The 15,953-nt window shown below is 64.7% G+C and carries 14 protein-coding genes; 4 read left to right on the forward strand and 10 right to left on the reverse strand.

Going from position 1 to position 15,953, the window contains the following annotated elements:
* Window positions 1–53 precede the first annotated feature (53 nt).
* Window positions 54–1,196: a GGDEF domain-containing protein gene (locus FFI89_RS11290; protein ID WP_138836503.1), complete on the reverse strand. Its 1,143-nt coding sequence runs from the start codon at window positions 1,194–1,196 to the stop codon at window positions 54–56.
* Between the two features lie 415 nt (window positions 1,197–1,611).
* Here FFI89_RS11290 and FFI89_RS11295 point away from each other — a divergent pair, with 415 nt between their 5' ends.
* The 4 genes from FFI89_RS11295 (at window position 1,612) to FFI89_RS11310 (ending at window position 5,672) form a co-directional block, all read left to right on the forward strand.
* Window positions 1,612–2,181 carry a sigma-70 family RNA polymerase sigma factor gene (locus tag FFI89_RS11295; RefSeq protein ID WP_138836505.1) on the forward strand — a complete coding sequence of 190 codons (570 nt, stop codon included), beginning with the start codon at window positions 1,612–1,614 and terminating at the stop codon, window positions 2,179–2,181.
* Window positions 2,178–2,891 carry a hypothetical protein gene (locus tag FFI89_RS11300; RefSeq protein WP_138836506.1) on the forward strand — a complete coding sequence of 238 codons (714 nt, stop codon included), beginning with the start codon at window positions 2,178–2,180 and terminating at the stop codon, window positions 2,889–2,891. Before FFI89_RS11295 ends, FFI89_RS11300 begins: the two co-directional genes overlap by 4 nt.
* A gap of 50 nt (window positions 2,892–2,941) precedes the next feature.
* Window positions 2,942–4,714, forward strand: a complete 1,773-nt coding sequence (locus FFI89_RS11305; protein ID WP_138836507.1) for a S8 family serine peptidase — start codon at window positions 2,942–2,944, stop codon at window positions 4,712–4,714.
* A gap of 484 nt (window positions 4,715–5,198) precedes the next feature.
* A complete protein-coding gene (locus tag FFI89_RS11310) occupies window positions 5,199–5,672 on the forward strand; it encodes a TIGR03809 family protein (protein ID WP_138836508.1) in 474 nt (157 codons plus the stop codon).
* 69 nt (window positions 5,673–5,741) lie between these two features.
* Here the strand turns inward: FFI89_RS11310 and FFI89_RS11315 are convergent, their stop codons facing one another.
* From FFI89_RS11315 to folP, 9 genes are all read right to left on the reverse strand, one after another.
* Window positions 5,742–7,112: a TIGR03808 family TAT-translocated repetitive protein gene (locus FFI89_RS11315; RefSeq protein ID WP_138836510.1), complete on the reverse strand. Its 1,371-nt coding sequence runs from the start codon at window positions 7,110–7,112 to the stop codon at window positions 5,742–5,744.
* A gap of 135 nt (window positions 7,113–7,247) precedes the next feature.
* Complete coding sequence (locus FFI89_RS11320; RefSeq protein WP_138836512.1) at window positions 7,248–7,892, reverse strand: pyroglutamyl-peptidase I; 645 nt, start codon at window positions 7,890–7,892, stop codon at window positions 7,248–7,250.
* Window positions 7,893–8,043: 151 nt separating this feature from the next.
* Window positions 8,044–9,030, reverse strand: a complete 987-nt coding sequence (gene meaB / locus FFI89_RS11325; protein WP_138836514.1) for a methylmalonyl Co-A mutase-associated GTPase MeaB — start codon at window positions 9,028–9,030, stop codon at window positions 8,044–8,046.
* Between the two features lie 266 nt (window positions 9,031–9,296).
* Window positions 9,297–11,453, reverse strand: coding sequence for a methylmalonyl-CoA mutase (scpA, locus tag FFI89_RS11330; protein ID WP_138836516.1), 2,157 nt, complete (start codon window positions 11,451–11,453; stop codon window positions 9,297–9,299).
* A gap of 130 nt (window positions 11,454–11,583) precedes the next feature.
* On the reverse strand, window positions 11,584–12,048 hold the full coding sequence (locus tag FFI89_RS11335; RefSeq protein WP_138836518.1) for a GFA family protein: 465 nt from the start codon (window positions 12,046–12,048) through the stop codon (window positions 11,584–11,586).
* A 2-nt stretch (window positions 12,049–12,050) separates the two neighbouring features.
* Window positions 12,051–13,916 carry a methylmalonyl-CoA mutase subunit beta gene (locus FFI89_RS11340; RefSeq protein ID WP_138836520.1) on the reverse strand — a complete coding sequence of 622 codons (1,866 nt, stop codon included), beginning with the start codon at window positions 13,914–13,916 and terminating at the stop codon, window positions 12,051–12,053.
* A gap of 84 nt (window positions 13,917–14,000) precedes the next feature.
* The gene (gene folK, locus FFI89_RS11345; RefSeq protein WP_138836522.1) at window positions 14,001–14,492 is read right to left on the reverse strand and encodes a 2-amino-4-hydroxy-6-hydroxymethyldihydropteridine diphosphokinase; all 492 of its coding nucleotides are present in this window, start codon (window positions 14,490–14,492) and stop codon (window positions 14,001–14,003) included.
* Between the two features lies 1 nt (window position 14,493).
* Window positions 14,494–14,865 carry a dihydroneopterin aldolase gene (gene folB, locus FFI89_RS11350; protein ID WP_092516134.1) on the reverse strand — a complete coding sequence of 124 codons (372 nt, stop codon included), beginning with the start codon at window positions 14,863–14,865 and terminating at the stop codon, window positions 14,494–14,496.
* Window positions 14,862–15,740, reverse strand: a complete 879-nt coding sequence (gene folP, locus FFI89_RS11355; RefSeq protein WP_138836525.1) for a dihydropteroate synthase — start codon at window positions 15,738–15,740, stop codon at window positions 14,862–14,864. Before folP ends, folB begins: the two co-directional genes overlap by 4 nt.
* Window positions 15,741–15,953: the final 213 nt, after the last annotated feature.

Here is a 15,953-nt window from a genome sequence, read left to right on the forward strand (position 1 = left end):
TGGAGCAAAGGCCGGTGACGGATTCTCCATCGCCGGAACTGAAATCTATTAAATCAGGCGTGGGTGATACAGTTGCGTCCCCGTGCCTTGGCTGCATAAAGCGCGCCGTCGGCGCGCGCGAGGAATGTGTCGGGCATTTCGCTTTGCTTCAGCGTCGCGACGCCGGCGGAAATCGTCACCTTCATGCTGGGCGAGAATGCGCTCCAGTCGAGATCGGAAATAATCGCGCGCAGCCGGTCGAGGGCCCGCGTGGCGTCTGATGTGTCCATGTCGGGCAGCACCAGCAGGAATTCCTCACCGCCATAGCGGCCGAACCGGTCGTTGGCGCGGATATTGGCGAACATGGTAATGGCGAACGTTCTCAGCACCTCGTCGCCGGTCGGGTGGCCGAAAGCGTCGTTGATGCGCTTGAACCAGTCGAGGTCGATCAGCGCGATCGAGCAGGGCATCCCGTTGCGCGCCGCCCGTGCGATTTCCTCGTCCAGCATCCGCATGATGCAGCGGCGGTTGTACGCGCCGGTGAGTTCGTCGAGTTCGGCGAGCTCCTCGATCCGCTTGTAGGCTTCCTTGAGTTTCAGTCCGCTCTGATAGAGCGAGTTCTTCATCGAGCTGGCGAAGATCCCCAAGAACATGCAGCGCCCGATCGACAGCACCAGCACCAGCATGGTGCTGAAACGTTCGAGGTAGTTGCCGTGTGGGATCGAAATCGGCTTGTCGGTCAGAAGGAATAGCCCGGCCAGACCGATCGTCGCCATCGTCCAGATCACCATGGTCTGGCGCGGCGTCGAACGCAGCGACGAGAAGCCGAACACAATGAACAGCGTGCACAGGAACATCGCCCCGACTTCCGGCGCGATGTAGGTGAATGCCAGCGCGATCAGCATGCAGACGGTCGCCTGAGGCGCCACGAGGTAGTGATCGCTGAAGCGGTCGTTGAAGCCGAGTTCCGAAACGATGAGGAAGAGGGCGACCAGGACCAGGCCGCAGGCCGCATAGGCCGGGCCGATCGCCGCCGGGATCGTGCCGGCCTGCGCGTATAACAGCAGCACCCCGGCATCGATGACATAGCTGGCGCCGATCATCGCCAGAATCTGGCGGCGCTGCCTCGCGCGACGCAACCATGCCTTCGCCGTCGGCTGGGAACCGGCGCCTTCCAGTTCGGCCGGATTCACGAATGAGGACGCAGCGGTGCCCATGGTCTCGCCGTTGGTGGAACTGGCGAAAAATCTAAGTGGGAAAGCCTTTAGGTTTGGTATCTTTTGGGACGATTCTGATCCGTTAAACATCTGCCATTGCCCTGTTTCGCAACGGAAATCCGCCCGTTCAGGACCCTTCGGACCCTTACGCGGGGCCTCCGGCTGCAAGCAGATGCTGGCTTGTGAACCAAGCCTTGATAAGGTCGTGGCTGAAGGCGCCATCTTTAGGAAAGTATTTCCGTATTATGGTACCAATTTTGGGACATCGTCCGTTTGAGCCGGCGCCCATGCCGGTAAATCCGCTTATGTGGGGTAGATCACACATGCAATCGGGACATTGCCGTATTGTGAAGAATCTTGCTTTCCCCATCGAACCGCCGACCTCCCCAATCCGACCAATCCTGCGAGACGGCCATTGAGTGCGACACAGGCGGCTTCAGACGAAGTTCTGATCGCTCGGATCGCTCAAGGCGACCGGCTCGCCATGCAGGTGCTGTACGGAAGGCACCATGTCAGGGTGTTCCGTTTCGGGCTTCGGCTCGTCAGGGACGAACAGGTTGCGGAAGACCTCATCAGCGAGGTTTTTCTCGATGTATGGCGTCAGGCTGGCAAGTTTGAGGGCCGATCCGCCGTTACCACCTGGCTGCTGGCGATTACGCGGTTCAAGGCCCTGTCGGCGCTGCGGCGTCGCAAGGACGTTGGACTTGACGACGAGACCGCGAATGCAATCGAGGACACCTCCGACGATCCGGAAGTGGTGGCGCAGAAGAAAGACACGAGTGAAGCGTTGCGCAAGTGCATGACCGCGCTTTCGCGAGAGCACCGGGAGATCGTCGATCTCGTCTACTACCACGAGAAGTCCGTGGAAGAGGTGGCCGAGATCGTGGGTATTCCGGAGAACACCGTCAAGACGCGCCTGTTTTATGCGCGCAAGAAATTGGCCGAACTGCTCAAGGCAGCCGGCATAGAGCGAGGTTGGCCGTGATGGCAGCGAGCAAAAAAATGCTGGATCAAGAACCCGGCGAAATCGAGTTGCTGTTGCCGTTCCATGCGGCCGGCACCTTGAACGCACGCGATGCGCGCCGTGTCGATGAAGCGCTTGCCAGCGATCCCGAGCTTGCCCGGCAATACGCCGTGATCCGCGAGGAATACGCCGAGACCATTCACCTCAACGAGAGCCTTGGTGCGCCGTCCGTACGCGCCATGGCGAAGCTGTTCGCCGCGATCGACGCAGAGCCGGTGCGCAAGCCGGCGGTTTCGGTCAGTCTCGCCGCGCGGGTTTCCGAATTCTTTGCAAGCCTGTCGCCGCGGACGCTGGCCTGGTCGGCCAGTCTTGGCGCTTTGGCGCTGCTGTTGCAGGCCGGCCTGATCGGTGCGGTGCTGGTGAAGAACCAAACCGGCTCGTTCCAGACCGCATCGCTCAGCATGAACGAACCTTCGTCCGGCCCAATTACCCGCGATCTCGGTAGTTCGATCGCGCCGCCGCGCGCGCTGGTGCGGTTTGCGCCGGATGCACGCGTCGCCGACATCACGGCGCTGCTCGACACTTATCAGGCCTCGATCGTCGATGGCGCCAAGGGCGGTATGTTCCGGCTGCAATTCGGCAGCAAGGCGATGGGCAAGGACGAAATCGCAAGCCTGATGAACAGGCTGCAGAGTGAGAAGATCGTCAGTCTTGCGGTGGCGACACCGTAACGCCGGCGATCCCGAAAGCCGGATTGCGCGCCCGAGTAAGCCGAGGTCCCATGGTCCACGATGGCGTGAATTGGCGCAAGATGACGCGGCGCGCAGCGCTGCTTCTGGCCGCGGCCGTGTTGCCGTTCGCGCTTCCCGGCAACTCGGCGGTTCACGCGCAAAGCATCATGCGCACGCCGAGCCTCCACATCGACTCGCGGATCCCCTCGATCAATCCGACGGTGGCCCCGCGCATCAATCCGACGATTGCCGGCCGCACCGGCGTTGGCGTCAACGCCGTCGCCATCGCGCGCACGCCGCCACCCCGTGTCGGCGGCACGACCTCGATCATGCGGATCGACCGCCCTGTCGGCGTCGGCTCGGGCACGCCGTATCTACGCTATTCACCCAACCTCTATCCGGTCTGCGAATATGCCAATCGCGGCCCGGACGGCGAATGCTTCGACCGCCCGGTGAACCTTGTCGGGAGCGGTGGCGGCGGCGGCGTTGCAACCAAAAAAGGCGGCGGCGGACCGGCGGGTAATCCGGCGGCCACCGCGGCCAATCTGCGCACGGTGCAGAACGAATTCGTGGCCGAGATCGACGGCGCGATGTCGTTTGCGGACGCCGACGCACTGGCGCGCAGCCATGGGCTGGAGCGGATTGCGTCGCAGAATTTTCCGCTGGTCGGCGGCACCATCGGCCTGTTCCGCATCGTCGACCGCCGGCCGTCGGACACGGTGCGGGCGGAGTTCGCGGCTGATACCAGGGTGAAGTCGGTGCAGCCCAATTTCCGCTACGTGCTGCAGGAACAGAAGCTGCAGGACCAGAAGACGCTGACCGAGGGCGATCCCGGCCAATACGCGGTCGCCCAGTTGCGGTTGCCGCAGGCGCATACGCTCGCACGCGGCATGAACGTCACCATCGCGGTGATCGATTCCGGTATCGACGTCAAACATCCGGAACTCGCCAATTCGGTCGCCGACAGCTTTGATGCGCTCGGCAGCAAGGAAGGCCCGCACGTCCACGGCACCGGCATTGCCGGCGCGATCGTCGCCCATGCCAGGCTGATGGGAAGCGCGCCGGAGGCGCGGCTGCTGGCGATCCGCGCGTTCGGCAGCGCGTCGGGCGTGGCGGAAAGCAACTCCTATGTCATCCTCAAGGGCCTGGACTATGCGGTCGAGCACGGCGCGCAAATCGTCAACATGAGCTTTGCCGGCCCGAAGGATCCGATGATCGAGCGCGGCATTGCCGCGACCGCGGCTCGCGGCGTCCTGCTGGTCGCCGCCGCCGGCAATGCCGGGGCCAAGTCGCCGCCGCTCTATCCAGCCGCCAATCCGAACGTGATCGCGGTCAGCGGCACCGACGCGCAGGACAGGCTGTTTACGGCGTCGAACCGCGGCAACTACATCGCCATTGCTGCGCCCGGTGCCGATATTTTCCTGCCCGCACCCGACGAGAAATACCAGATCACGTCAGGCACCTCGTTTTCGGCCGCCTACGTCAGCGGCATTGCGGCCCTGATCATGGAGCGCAACCCGGCGTTGAAACCGAACGATGTTCGCGCCATCCTGACCAGGACCGCACGCGACCTCGGTGCCCCCGGGCGCGACGATCTGTTCGGGGCAGGCGAGGCCGACGCTTTCGCCGCGGTCACGGCCGCCGTCGATGCGCCGTTCGTTCCGGTGGCTGCGGCATCCCCCAAACCGGCCGGAGAGAAACCACCGGCGCCCGCAGCGCCTTCGGATAACGCTTCCGTGAGCAGGGCGCTGAAGGACTCCGCGCCATCGCTGTCATCGGACAAATCGGCCGCAAACGACGCAAATCGCGCTGCCGCGCAGTGATTTTCGGCCCATCACCCCCGTACGAAAAGTTAAAAAAATCGCGCGGCGTTTTGAACGTCCGCAGAGGGTGCCGCGACTAATGAATGTGGGAGCGGTTATCCCTCCCCATCGGCTGTAATGTGCGCGAGCGCCCATCCACCCCAAGCGCCTTTATGGCTTGACCCGTCCGGTTGTCCCCCCGGACGGGTCTTTCATTTTTAGCAAGCTTTTCGCGAAAAGCGGCCGCGGCGCGGCGGGTTAACACTTCCTTTACCTTGCTCAGGGAAGTTGCCGCAGCGCCTCGCGCAACGTCGTCATGCTGCTATGCGGCTTGACCGCGGCGAGTGCGAAAGACCCCGTACTAATGCGGGTTTCGTTGGTTGAATCGCGTTGACGATGCTCGCACTCTGGACAAGCGAGTAGTTTTCCACAGAATAACACTGTCACATTCAATTGATTCGTCCCGGTTGCGTCTGCGTCCGTCTTTCTTTCAACGGGCTGGTTCATGACACATCTTGGAGACGTGGCGCGCGGTCGCGGTACCGTAGCGCGGTGGTGCAATCTCGCTGAGCGGCGGCTCGAATACCTCACAGACCTGTTCGAGACCGGGCGCTGGCGCCGCTTTCACAGCGAACGGGCCTTCCTCGAAAATATCCAGGAAGCCAAGGCCGCCGTCGAAACCTGGCGCGATCTCATGGCGCGCGAAGCCTCACCCGACCATTTCGCGATCGGCAGGCGCCCGGCATTGCCGCGTCACGACGAGATCCGCGAGCCGGTGGCATTGCTGCCGCCCGAGCCAGCGCCGATCGTCGTCGAGCCGCGGCGCGAGATTCCCGATGATGTCCTGATGGCACTGGAGAGCCAGCTTCTCGACCGGGATGAGACGCTGTCCGCGCCCGATCTCGACGGCATGACGCTGCCGCCACTCGATCTCGACAGGATGCAGGAACGCTACCCGCTGCTGCGCAACGCGCTTTAGCATAGCGTTTTCAAGCGAAGTGGATGCCGGTTCGCGTAAAGAAAACGCGTCAAATCAAAAAAGTGCTGGCTAGCGCCTTACCGCGTTGGCGCTGACCACTACCTGCGCATAGCGCTGGGCGCCTTCGGCCGAGAGGTCGGTGGTCACGGCGCGGGCGTGGTCGAGCCCGACCACGGCGCCGCGCGGCGTTTCCGAAATCATGTTGTTGTTCACCAGCGCGGTGCCTGCGCCCGGCACCACCGAAACGCCGATGCCGACAAAGGCCTTGCGGATCACATTGCCGGTGATGGCGATGTCGCGGAGATACTTGCCCCAGCCGGCGACGATCCCGAACGACGGCGCGTTCTCGATCACGTTGCCGGTCACGGACGAATCCGCCTCGATATAGATGCCGATGCCGGCATCGTCGTCTGGCGCGGTGCCGATCGGCCGTTTCGGCAGCAGGTTGCGGATGATGTTGCCCTGCACGACCGCAATGCGACCGCCCTCGTTGAAATTGCAGACGGAGACGCCGACGGCGGCGCCATCGACCGTGTTGTTGGCGATAACCGCGCCCTCGAACGAGAATTCCGAATAGAGCGCGACTTCGCGGACGTCGCTGACGCTGTTGCCTGATATCTGGATGTTGGACGCCGAATTGCCGCGCACCGCGGAATAATCGCAATTCCGGATCCGGTTGCCGCGCACGATCACATTGCCGGCGCGGAACGCGTTGATGGCGTTGCCATACTGGCCGGAGCCGCCCGGGCCGGCCTTGATGTCCTCGATGCGGTTGTCCGCGACCAGCGTGCCGTCGTCACCGATGGCGGTGCGCAGGATTTCGATGCCGTTGTCGTTGGTGCCTGAAATGGTGTTGCGCGAGACGATCAGGCCAAGCGCATCGAACGACACTACCGCGGTGGTCGCGATCTTCGTGAAGATGTTGCCGGAGATATCGCCGGAGACCTGCTCGAACCAGATGCCGTTGCCGCCGCTGGCCGTGATCTCGCAATCGATGATGCGGAGGTCGCGGCCGCCGAGGCAATGCACGAGACCGCGCCGTGTCGGCAGCGGAATGCCAGAGCCGTCGAGCGTGAGGCCTGACAGGCCGATACTGCCGGCGCCTTCGCCTTGCAGCATCGAGGCGCCGCCGTTGAAGACGAGCTTGGTCGCGCCGCGCACGCCGACCAGTTGCGATCCGCTTTGCACGCGCAGCATTCCGGTGCGGTAGACGCCGGGGGGCAGCGCCAGCGGCACCTGCGCGCGCGCGGCTTCATCGATCGCGCGTTGCAGATTTTTGGTCTGGTCGTCGGGGCTGCCGGGACGTACGCCATATTGCGTCGCGTCGCGCCCGAGCGCGGACGTCAGCGGCGCTGCGCGCGCGGCATCCGGCGACACGGCCAGCGCGCCGGCAACGCCGGCGACGGATGCTCCAATCAGATGGCGGCGGTTGACGTCCATGACGAAGAGCCCTCGCGCAACGCAGGCCGTGGCGTTCGCGCACCCCTTAGGTATCGCGGAAATGCGGCGGAGCATGGTGAAGACGGCAGCGGAACAGGGCGATTGTTCGCGGTAGGGTTAATGTCGGGTGCGAAGCTACGAAGCCCGCCTTGCCAGCCGCACCATCTCCAGCAGCATCGCTTCGCCGGCATCAACCAGTTCTTCCAGCGTGATGCGCGGAAAACCCTTGCGGCGTGGAGAGCCATCACGCGCCAGCGGCGGGATGTGAACGAAGGCGGCAAGGCGGGGGCCGTTATCGGCGTCCACGGCTTCGATCGCGCGCCAACTCAGATAGTTGCAGAGATAGCTTCCGGCGTCGCGTGAGGCGCGGGCGTCGAGACCGGTGCTATCAGCCGCGTGCAGCAATTTTTGGGTATGCGGGCCGAACATTCTTGCGGCGGCGCCGTCGGATATCGAGCCCTTGCGCGCGCGGGCTTGTGAGGCGTCGGGCCACAGCATGGTGACGGCGTTGCGGGCGCGGGTTTCGATCCGGACATAGCCGGTGCGCGAGGCGAGGCCGAACATCAACAGCGCGTGCGGCTTGTATCTTGCGAGCGCGAGCGGCAATTCGCGATCGACCGCCTTGTAGGTCACCGGAAAAATGTGACTGGAGAATTCGACGTCGGCAAAGGCCGGACGCCGCAGTTTTGTCAGCCGCGCCACCAGCGGCTGCGTCGGGTTATAGGGCGCGCCGGGAAACGGACCGAAGCCGGTGACGAGAATGCGAAGTTTTTCGTTCACTTCAGGCAACTCCTCCCGCCGTCATGCCCGCGAAAGCGGGCATCCAGTAAACGCCGGTGCTTCTGTGATTTTCACTGGCGGCTCTGGAATACTGGATCGTCCGCTTTCGCGGACGATGACGCCGTCATTTGTAGTGCGTTTGTCGCTCGTTTCACCGCAGCATCTCCGCGATCTGTTCGGCGGCGAGCGCCGGCGTGATCCGGCCGTCGGCGACTTCGGCCTCGGTCTTTTTCACTTTGGCGCGGATCGCAGCATCCGAGCGCAGGCGGGCCATCATCCGCTGCTCCAGCATCGACCACATCCATTTCACCTGCTGCTCGCGCCGTCGTGCGGCGAATTCGCCGGAGGCGGACATGGCGGTGCGGTGATCGAGAATCTTCTGCCAGAGTTCGTCCATGCCGGTGCCGGTCAGCGCCGAATAGGTCAGGACCGGCGGATGCCAGTGTTCGGAGCGGGGGCTGAGAATATGCAGCGCGCCGCGATATTCGGCCGCCGCCAGGTTGGCGCGCTTGATGTTGTCGCCGTCGGCCTTGTTGATCGCAATCATGTCGGCGAGTTCGACCAGGCCCTTCTTGATGCCCTGCAGCTCGTCGCCGGCGCCCGGCAGCATCAAGGCCAGGAAGAAATCCGTCATGTCGCAGACCGCCGTCTCGGACTGGCCGATGCCGACGGTCTCCACCAGCACGACGTCGAAGCGGGCCGCCTCGCACAGCAGCATCGCCTCGCGGGTTTTCGCGGCCACGCCGCCGAGTGTGCCGGAGGAGGGCGAGGGGCGGATAAAGGCGTTCCCGGAATTCGCGAGCTGCGCCATCCGCGTCTTGTCGCCAAGGATCGAGCCACCGGTGCGGGCCGACGATGGATCGACCGCCAGCACCGCGACCTTGTGACCGTGCTCGATTAGGAACATGCCGAGCGCATCGATGGTGGTGGATTTGCCGGCGCCGGGCGAGCCGGTAATGCCGACGCGGATCGCCGTGCCGGTGTCGGGCAACAGCGCCTGCACCAGCTCGCGCGCGGCGGCCTGGTGATCGCCCCTGCGGCTCTCGATCAGCGTGATCGCACGCGCCAGTGCCGCACGGTGGCCGGCGCGGAGGTCTTTGGCGAGCTTGTCGATGTCGGGGGTCTTCGGCAGGGTCATGGCTTGGTTTACAACGGCGAGAGGTCGCAGGCGAGGGGCCGGCGCACCCCGGGGGGCGTCCCCATGCCCCGGCATCCCCATCGGTTTTGTACAGGCCTTACTGCTGTCCGTCGTCGTCGCCCTTGGGCCGCGCCCCGCCGAAGATCTTGGCGCCTTCCGGCGTCAGATAGGACTGCAGGCTCTCCTAGGGCACAAAGGCGATGTATTCGCCTTCGGCGCAGCGCAAGCTGCGCTCTTTGGAACGGAAAGCCGGCTCGGGCGGGGAATTACTCCGCCGCCTCGCTATGCCCCAACCGGGCGTTGAGCTTGTGGATCAGCTCTTCGGCGGCGTCCGAGATCACGGTGCCGGGCGGGAAGATCGCCTCGGCGCCGGCCTTGTAGAGCGCGTCGTAATCCTGCGGCGGCACCACGCCACCAATAATAATCATAATATCCTCGCGGCCGTGCTTCTTCAGCGCGGCCTTGAGCTCCGGCACCGCGGTCAGATGGGCGGCGGCCAGCGACGAGACGCCGAGGATATGCACGTCGTTCTCGACCGCCTGGCGCGCCGCCTCGTCGGCGGTGGCAAACAGCGGTCCGATATCGACGTCGAAGCCGACATCGGCGAAGGCGGACGCGATCACCTTCTGACCGCGGTCGTGGCCGTCCTGGCCGATCTTGGCGACCAGGATGCGGGGACGTCGGCCCTCGGCATTCTCGAACGCATCGATCAGGGTCTGCACTTTTTCGACCCGGTTGGACATGGTGGACGCCTCCCGCTTGTAGACGCCGGTGATGGATTTGATTTCGGCGCGGTGCCGCCCGAACACCTTCTCCATCGCGTCCGAAATTTCGCCGACGGTGGCCTTTGCCCGCGCCGCGTCGATGGCGAGCGCCAGCAAATTGCCGTTGCCTTCGCCGGCGCTGCGCGTCAGCGCCGCCAGCGCGGCGTCAACTTCCTTCTGGTCGCGCTCGCTGCGCAGCCGCTTCAGCTTGTCGATCTGCAGCCGCCGCACGGTGGAGTTTTCCACTTTCAGCACGTCGATCGCGGCCTCGTTGACCGGCTTGTACTTGTTGACGCCGATCACCGCCTGCCGTCCGGCGTCGATCCGCGCCTGGGTCTTGGCCGACGCTTCCTCGATCCGCAGTTTTGGCACGCCGGCCTCGATCGCCTTCGCCATGCCGCCGAGCGCCTCGACTTCCTGGATGTGGCCCCAGGCCTTGGCCGCGAGGTCGCGGGTCAGCCGTTCGACGTAGTAGGAACCGCCCCAGGGATCGATGATGCGGTTGGTGCCGCTTTCCTGCTGCAGGAACAGTTGCGTGTTGCGGGCAATCCGCGCCGAGAAGTCGGTCGGCAGCGCCAGCGCTTCGTCGAGCGCGTTGGTGTGCAGCGACTGGGTATGGCCCTGGGTTGCCGCCATCGCCTCGACGGTGGTGCGCGTCACGTTGTTGAAGATGTCCTGGGCGGTCAGCGACCAGCCGGAGGTCTGGCAATGCGTGCGCAGCGACAGCGAGCGCGGGTCCTTCGGGTTGAACGGCTTCAACAGCTTGGCCCAGAGCAGCCGGGCGGCGCGCATCTTGGCGACTTCCATGAAGAAGTTCATGCCGATCGCCCAGAAGAACGACAGCCGTGGCGCGAAGCGGTCGACGTCGAGGCCGGCCGCGAGCCCTGCGCGCAAATATTCGACGCCATCGGCCAGCGTATAGGCCAGCTCGAGGTCCTGCGTCGCACCGGCTTCCTGCATGTGATAGCCGGAGATCGAAATCGAATTATACTTCGGCATCCGCTGCGAGGTGTACGCAAAAATATCGGAGATGATCCGCATCGAGGGCGTCGGCGGATAGATGTAGGTGTTGCGCACCATAAACTCTTTCAGAATGTCGTTCTGAATGGTGCCCGACAGTTTCTCCGGCGGAACGCCCTGTTCCTCGGCGGCGGCGACGAACAGCGCGAGAATCGGCAGCACCGCGCCGTTCATCGTCATCGACACGCTCATCTGGTCGAGCGGAATGCCCGAGAACAGCGTGCGCATGTCGTAGATGGAATCGATGGCCACGCCGGCCATGCCGACATCGCCGGTGACGCGTGGATGATCCGAGTCGTAGCCGCGGTGGGTGGCGAGATCGAACGCGACCGAAAGACCCTTCTGGCCGGCCGCAAGGTTACGGCGGTAGAACGCGTTGGAATCTTCCGCTGTGGAGAACCCGGCATATTGCCGGATGGTCCAGGGCTGGTTGACATACATCGTCGGGTAGGGACCGCGCAGGTAGGGCGCGGTGCCCGGCCAGGTATCGAGGAAGTCGATGCCTTCGAGATCGGCTTCGCTGTAGCCGGGCTTTACCAGGATGCCCTCGGGCGTCAGCCACGGCTCGGCGTCGCCTGCGGGCGCAGCGGGGGCGATCGGTTCGAAGGCGAGTTCTGCAAAGTTCGGTATGCGGCTCATGGTACCCATTCTAACATATGTGGCGGTCGATGCTCACCATCTCAGCGTCTTGTTTGACGCGTTTTCTTCACGCGAACCGGTCTCCACCCAAGGATCAAGTCCGAGGGCATGCTTCGCTCGAAAACGCGCTCTAATCATGGTCCGGATGCTGGTGGCTGACGATGCCGCCGAGCTTTTCCGCGCCGTAATTCTGCAGCGTGGTCTGGCTCGGCAGGTTGGAGATGCCGACCACCCAGCCGAGCCGGGATTCGGTTCCATACTGCCGGGTCGGAACCAACTGGTCGGGGCGGTCGAAGGTGCCGGTCATGATTTCGATCCGGGGGCCGCCGATACGGCGGAAGCTCAGGGGCGTGCCGCAGGCGCCACAGAAATCTCGCTCGGCGATCGAGGAGGATTTGAACGCGGCCGGCTGGCCGCGGGTCCAGGCGAAATCGGTATGTTCGATATCGGCAAACGAAGCGAATGGCGCGCCCGAGGCTTTCTGGCACATCCGGCAATGGCAGATGCTGATCTTGGCCGGCAGGCCTGACACGGCAAAGCGGATCGCGCCGCACTGGCAGCCGCCGGTCAGAACGGTTTTGCTTGCCTCCGTCATGTTCACTCCATCCGCTGCCAGGCACCCTTCAGCATCGCCAGCGCATCGCCGCCGGCGAAGATGAAATCGCCGACGCCGGCGCCGCGCAGCGCGGCCTCCTGCTCGCCGGGGCGCCCTGCCAGATAGATATGCCTGGCGCCGGCCGCTTGAAGGGCCTTGGCGGCGGCGACAGCGTGCCCGGCGTAGACCTTGTCGGACGAACACAGGCACGCCGTGGTCGCACCGGAGGCCCTGAACGCCGCGGCGAGGGCCGCCGGATCGGCAAAGCCCTCGGTGTCGAGCGCCTCGATGCCGCCGGTCTCAAAAAAGCTCTTGGCAAAGGCGGCGCGCGCGGTGAAGTCGGCAGCCGTGCCGAGATTGGCGAGGAATATTTTGGGCCGTGCGCCGGTGGCCTTGAGCTTCGTGTCCGACTTGTCGCGCAAGGCTTCGAACGGCGCCGCCAGCCGCATCGGCGGCAGCCCGTCGAACTTGATTTTCGCCTCGCCATAGGGCGGCAGCACGATCGGCCTCGCCTCGAGCACCGCGACATCGGCTTCATGCAGGTTCGGGAATTCGCTAGCGCCGGTCAGCACGTCGCGTCGCTTGGCAATATTGGCCTCGCGCACCGTCCGCGTCGCGGCGACCTTGCGCTGGAGCAGGCCTTGTTCGAGCGACGCGAACAGGCCGCCGGCCTTTTCGATCTCCTGGAACAGCGACCAGGCGGCTTCGCAAAGCTGCTTCGTCAGCGTTTCGATGCCGCCGGAACCGGCGGCGGGATCGGAGACCTTGGCGAGGTTGGATTCCTCCAGCAGCACCAGTTGGGTGTTGCGCGCGGCGCGGCGGGCGAACGGGTCGGGCAGGCCGAGCGCCAGCGTATGCGGCAATACGGTGATGGCGTTGGCGCCGCCGAGCCCGGCGGAGAAGGTCGCCATCGTCGCGCGCAGCATGTTCACGTAGGGATCGCGTTGCGTCAGCATCCGCCATGCGGTGTCGGCGGCAACGAACAGCGGCTTGGGCGCAAGGCCGCAGGCCGCTTCGATCCGCGCCCACAGCAACCGCAGCGCGCGGAATTTCGCCAGCGTCAGGAATTGATCGGCGTCCGCGGCAAGCCGCGCATAGACCATGCCTTGCGCATCTTCCAGCGGCACGCCGGAGGCTTCGAGCGCGCGCAGATAGGCGACGCCGGACGCGAGCACGAAGGCCAGCTCCTGCACTTCCGATCCGCCGGCGTTGTGGATCACCCGCCCGTCGGCGACAACGAACGGACCCTTGAAGCCCATTGCGGCAAGGCCGCGGACGGCGTTCGTCAACGCCGGCACGATCTCGGCCCAGGTGAAGGGGCTGCGGCCCCATGCCGCGGCGGCCCCGAGCGGGTCGAGGCCGAAGCGGATATTGCAGGCCGCGGGATCGAGGCCCTTGCGCTTGATATATTCGGCGACGTGGATGGCCGCCATCCGCGACTGCGGACCGACCTGAAGTTCGATGCCGATGCCGGCATCAAGAAAGACGCCGTCGAGCACCTGTTCGACGGCTTCCGCCGTCGGCTCCAGTCCGAAGCCATGGGCGCCGTTGGAGCCGGCGAACACCAGCGCAAGCCCGGTGGCGCCGTTCTCCAGATCGTGCAGCGCCTGTGCATTGGCCGCCTTGGCATCGGGATGATCGATCCGCTGCAGGATCTGCCAGGGCGCGGCGGCTGCGCGGCCGGCGACCGGCGCGGCACCTTCCGCGCGGCGATAGATCGGATCGATCTTCAATCCGTCGGAGGTCTTGCTGACAAGTTTCTCGAACGGCGCGCCCTTCAGCACCCCGTCGACCAGCTTGCGCCAGTCGTCGTAGCTTGCCGGGGCAAAATCCGCGGCCAATTTCAGCTCATCTGTCGTGGTGGTCATTAGGCCCATCGTTCCCTGGATCGCTTCTTGTGTTGGGCCGGAAATTGCCACGGGGCGGTCGCCAAGCCAAACGGTTGTTTTGGGTCAATCGAGGTCCGGTAACCGCTGGATACCTTCGGTCGAAAGCCCCGCCAATGCCTCCGCCACGCGGCGTCCCGCAATGACACGGTCGGGCACAATCTCGGCGAGCGGCACCAGCACGAAGGCGCGCTCGAACAGCCGTGGATGCGGCAGTGTCAGCTCGGGTTTATCGATTTTGACATCGTCATAGGCGATCAGATCGAGGTCCAGGGTGCGCGGACCCCAATGCCGCTCATGGGCGCGGTCGCGGCCGAATTTCTTCTCGATCTTGTGCAGCGTGAACAGTAGCGCGTGCGGGTCGAGGCTGGTGTCGATCCGGATGCAGGCATTGACAAAGGGATCCTGCGCCTCGTCGCCCCAGGGCGGCGTGGTGTAGTCCGACGACCGCGCCAGCAGGGCTGCCTGTGTCATGCCGCAGATATTTGAAATCGCCTTGCCGAATGTCACGCGGACGTCGCCGACATTGCCGCCGAGCGCGATCAGCACATCCGCCATGTCAGGGCGCTTGCCGCGTGCGGGTCAGCACCACGCCGACATCCTCGAAGATCGCGGCGATCGGCGCGTGCGGCTTGTGCACGGTGACCTTGACTGCGCTGACGCGCGGAAATGCCGCCAGCACCGCTTCGGCGACGGCGCCGGCTGCGCGCTCCAAGAGCTTGTAGTTGGTATTCTTGAAGGCCGCCGTCGCGGTCGCGACCACGTTGGAATAGGACACGGTGTCGGCAAGGCGATCGGTGTGCGAAGACTCCGACAGATCGGCGGCGAGCTCGAGATCGATCACGAAGCGCTGGCCGACTTCAGTCTCATGTTCCATCACGCCATGGCGGGCATGAATCACGACGCCGGTGATGAAGATCGTATCGGTCATTTCGGCTTTCCGAGCTCCCTGATGGCCGCCGCGACGCGCAGCGCCTGGACGGTTTCCGCGACGTCATGGGCCCGGATGATCTGCGCCCCGTTCTGGGCCGCCACCAGATGCGCGGCAATCGAACCGCCGAGCCGCTGGTGCGGCTCCGATGGCGTCACGGTACTGATGAAGCGCTTGCGCGAAGCCCCGACCAGCAGCGGGCGACCCAGCGAAGCGAATTCATCGAGCCGCGCCAGCACCGTCATGCTCTGCTCCGGCGTCTTGCCGAAGCCGATGCCGGGGTCGAGCACGATGTTGTCAGGCGAAATCCCGGCCTTGGCGGCTGTCTCGAGCGAGCGGGCGAAGAAGTCCAGGACATCCTTCATGATGTCGATGGCGGGATCGGCGCGGTCGCGGTTGTGCATGATGATCACGGGCACCTGGCGCGCCGCGACCAGTGCGGCCATGCCAGGATCGCGCTGCAGGCCCCACACGTCGTTGGCAATGCGCGCGCCCTGGTCGAGCGCCCAGGCCACGACCGATGACTTCATGCTGTCGATCGATACGGGGACGCCGAGGGCAACGACCTCGGGCAGTACCTCGCGCAGGCGATCCAGCTCTTCCTCGGCGCTGATCGGCTCCGAGCCATAGGGCCTGGTGGATTCCGCGCCGATGTCGATGATGTCGGCGCCGTCGGCTGCCATCTTCCGGGCTTGCGCCAGCGCGCGCTCGGGGGCCGTGAACTGGCCGCCATCCGAGAACGAGTCCGGCGTCACATTCAATACGCCCATCACGGCCGGATATGACCGGGACGGCAGCGCCGCCAGCACGGAATGACTGGACGGGCCGGCCGCCGCGTTCGGCTCCCTGGCGGGTCTGGAAATGGTTGCGATCATGCGGTCGCTTTGCGCGGTCCGCGTGGGTGAGTCAAGGCAGAGAGGGGGCCGCAGGCGCGACTCGCGCGGCCGCGCAACATGTCGCGAAGGGCCAGAAGGCGCCTTTCGCGAGAGGGTGAGCCTGTTAAAAATTCTCAATTTTCACATTATTCGACTGAAACCCCGTTGTGACGCGTCAGACCGGGCATTCGATCAATGAACGAAGCGAGGCGC

The organism is Bradyrhizobium sp. KBS0727 (genome assembly GCF_005937885.2).
Lineage (GTDB): Bacteria > Pseudomonadota > Alphaproteobacteria > Rhizobiales > Xanthobacteraceae > Bradyrhizobium.

Excerpts from the sequence above, each read along its gene's own strand:
- FFI89_RS11290 (WP_138836503.1), bottom strand. The coding sequence starts at position 1,196 with ATGGGCACCGCTGCGTCCTCATTCGTGAATCCGGCCGAACTGGAAGGC.
- FFI89_RS11305 (WP_138836507.1), top strand. The coding sequence starts at position 2,942 with ATGGTCCACGATGGCGTGAATTGGCGCAAGATGACGCGGCGCGCAGCG.
- FFI89_RS11310 (WP_138836508.1), top strand. The coding sequence starts at position 5,199 with ATGACACATCTTGGAGACGTGGCGCGCGGTCGCGGTACCGTAGCGCGG.
- FFI89_RS11315 (WP_138836510.1), bottom strand. The coding sequence starts at position 7,112 with ATGGACGTCAACCGCCGCCATCTGATTGGAGCATCCGTCGCCGGCGTT.
- meaB (WP_138836514.1), bottom strand. The coding sequence starts at position 9,030 with ATGACCCTGCCGAAGACCCCCGACATCGACAAGCTCGCCAAAGACCTC.
- scpA (WP_138836516.1), bottom strand. The coding sequence starts at position 11,453 with ATGAGCCGCATACCGAACTTTGCAGAACTCGCCTTCGAACCGATCGCC.
- FFI89_RS11335 (WP_138836518.1), bottom strand. The coding sequence starts at position 12,048 with ATGACGGAGGCAAGCAAAACCGTTCTGACCGGCGGCTGCCAGTGCGGC.
- FFI89_RS11340 (WP_138836520.1), bottom strand. The coding sequence starts at position 13,916 with ATGACCACCACGACAGATGAGCTGAAATTGGCCGCGGATTTTGCCCCG.
- folK (WP_138836522.1), bottom strand. The coding sequence starts at position 14,492 with ATGGCGGATGTGCTGATCGCGCTCGGCGGCAATGTCGGCGACGTCCGC.
- folB (WP_092516134.1), bottom strand. The coding sequence starts at position 14,865 with ATGACCGATACGATCTTCATCACCGGCGTCGTGATTCATGCCCGCCAT.
- folP (WP_138836525.1), bottom strand. The coding sequence starts at position 15,740 with ATGATCGCAACCATTTCCAGACCCGCCAGGGAGCCGAACGCGGCGGCC.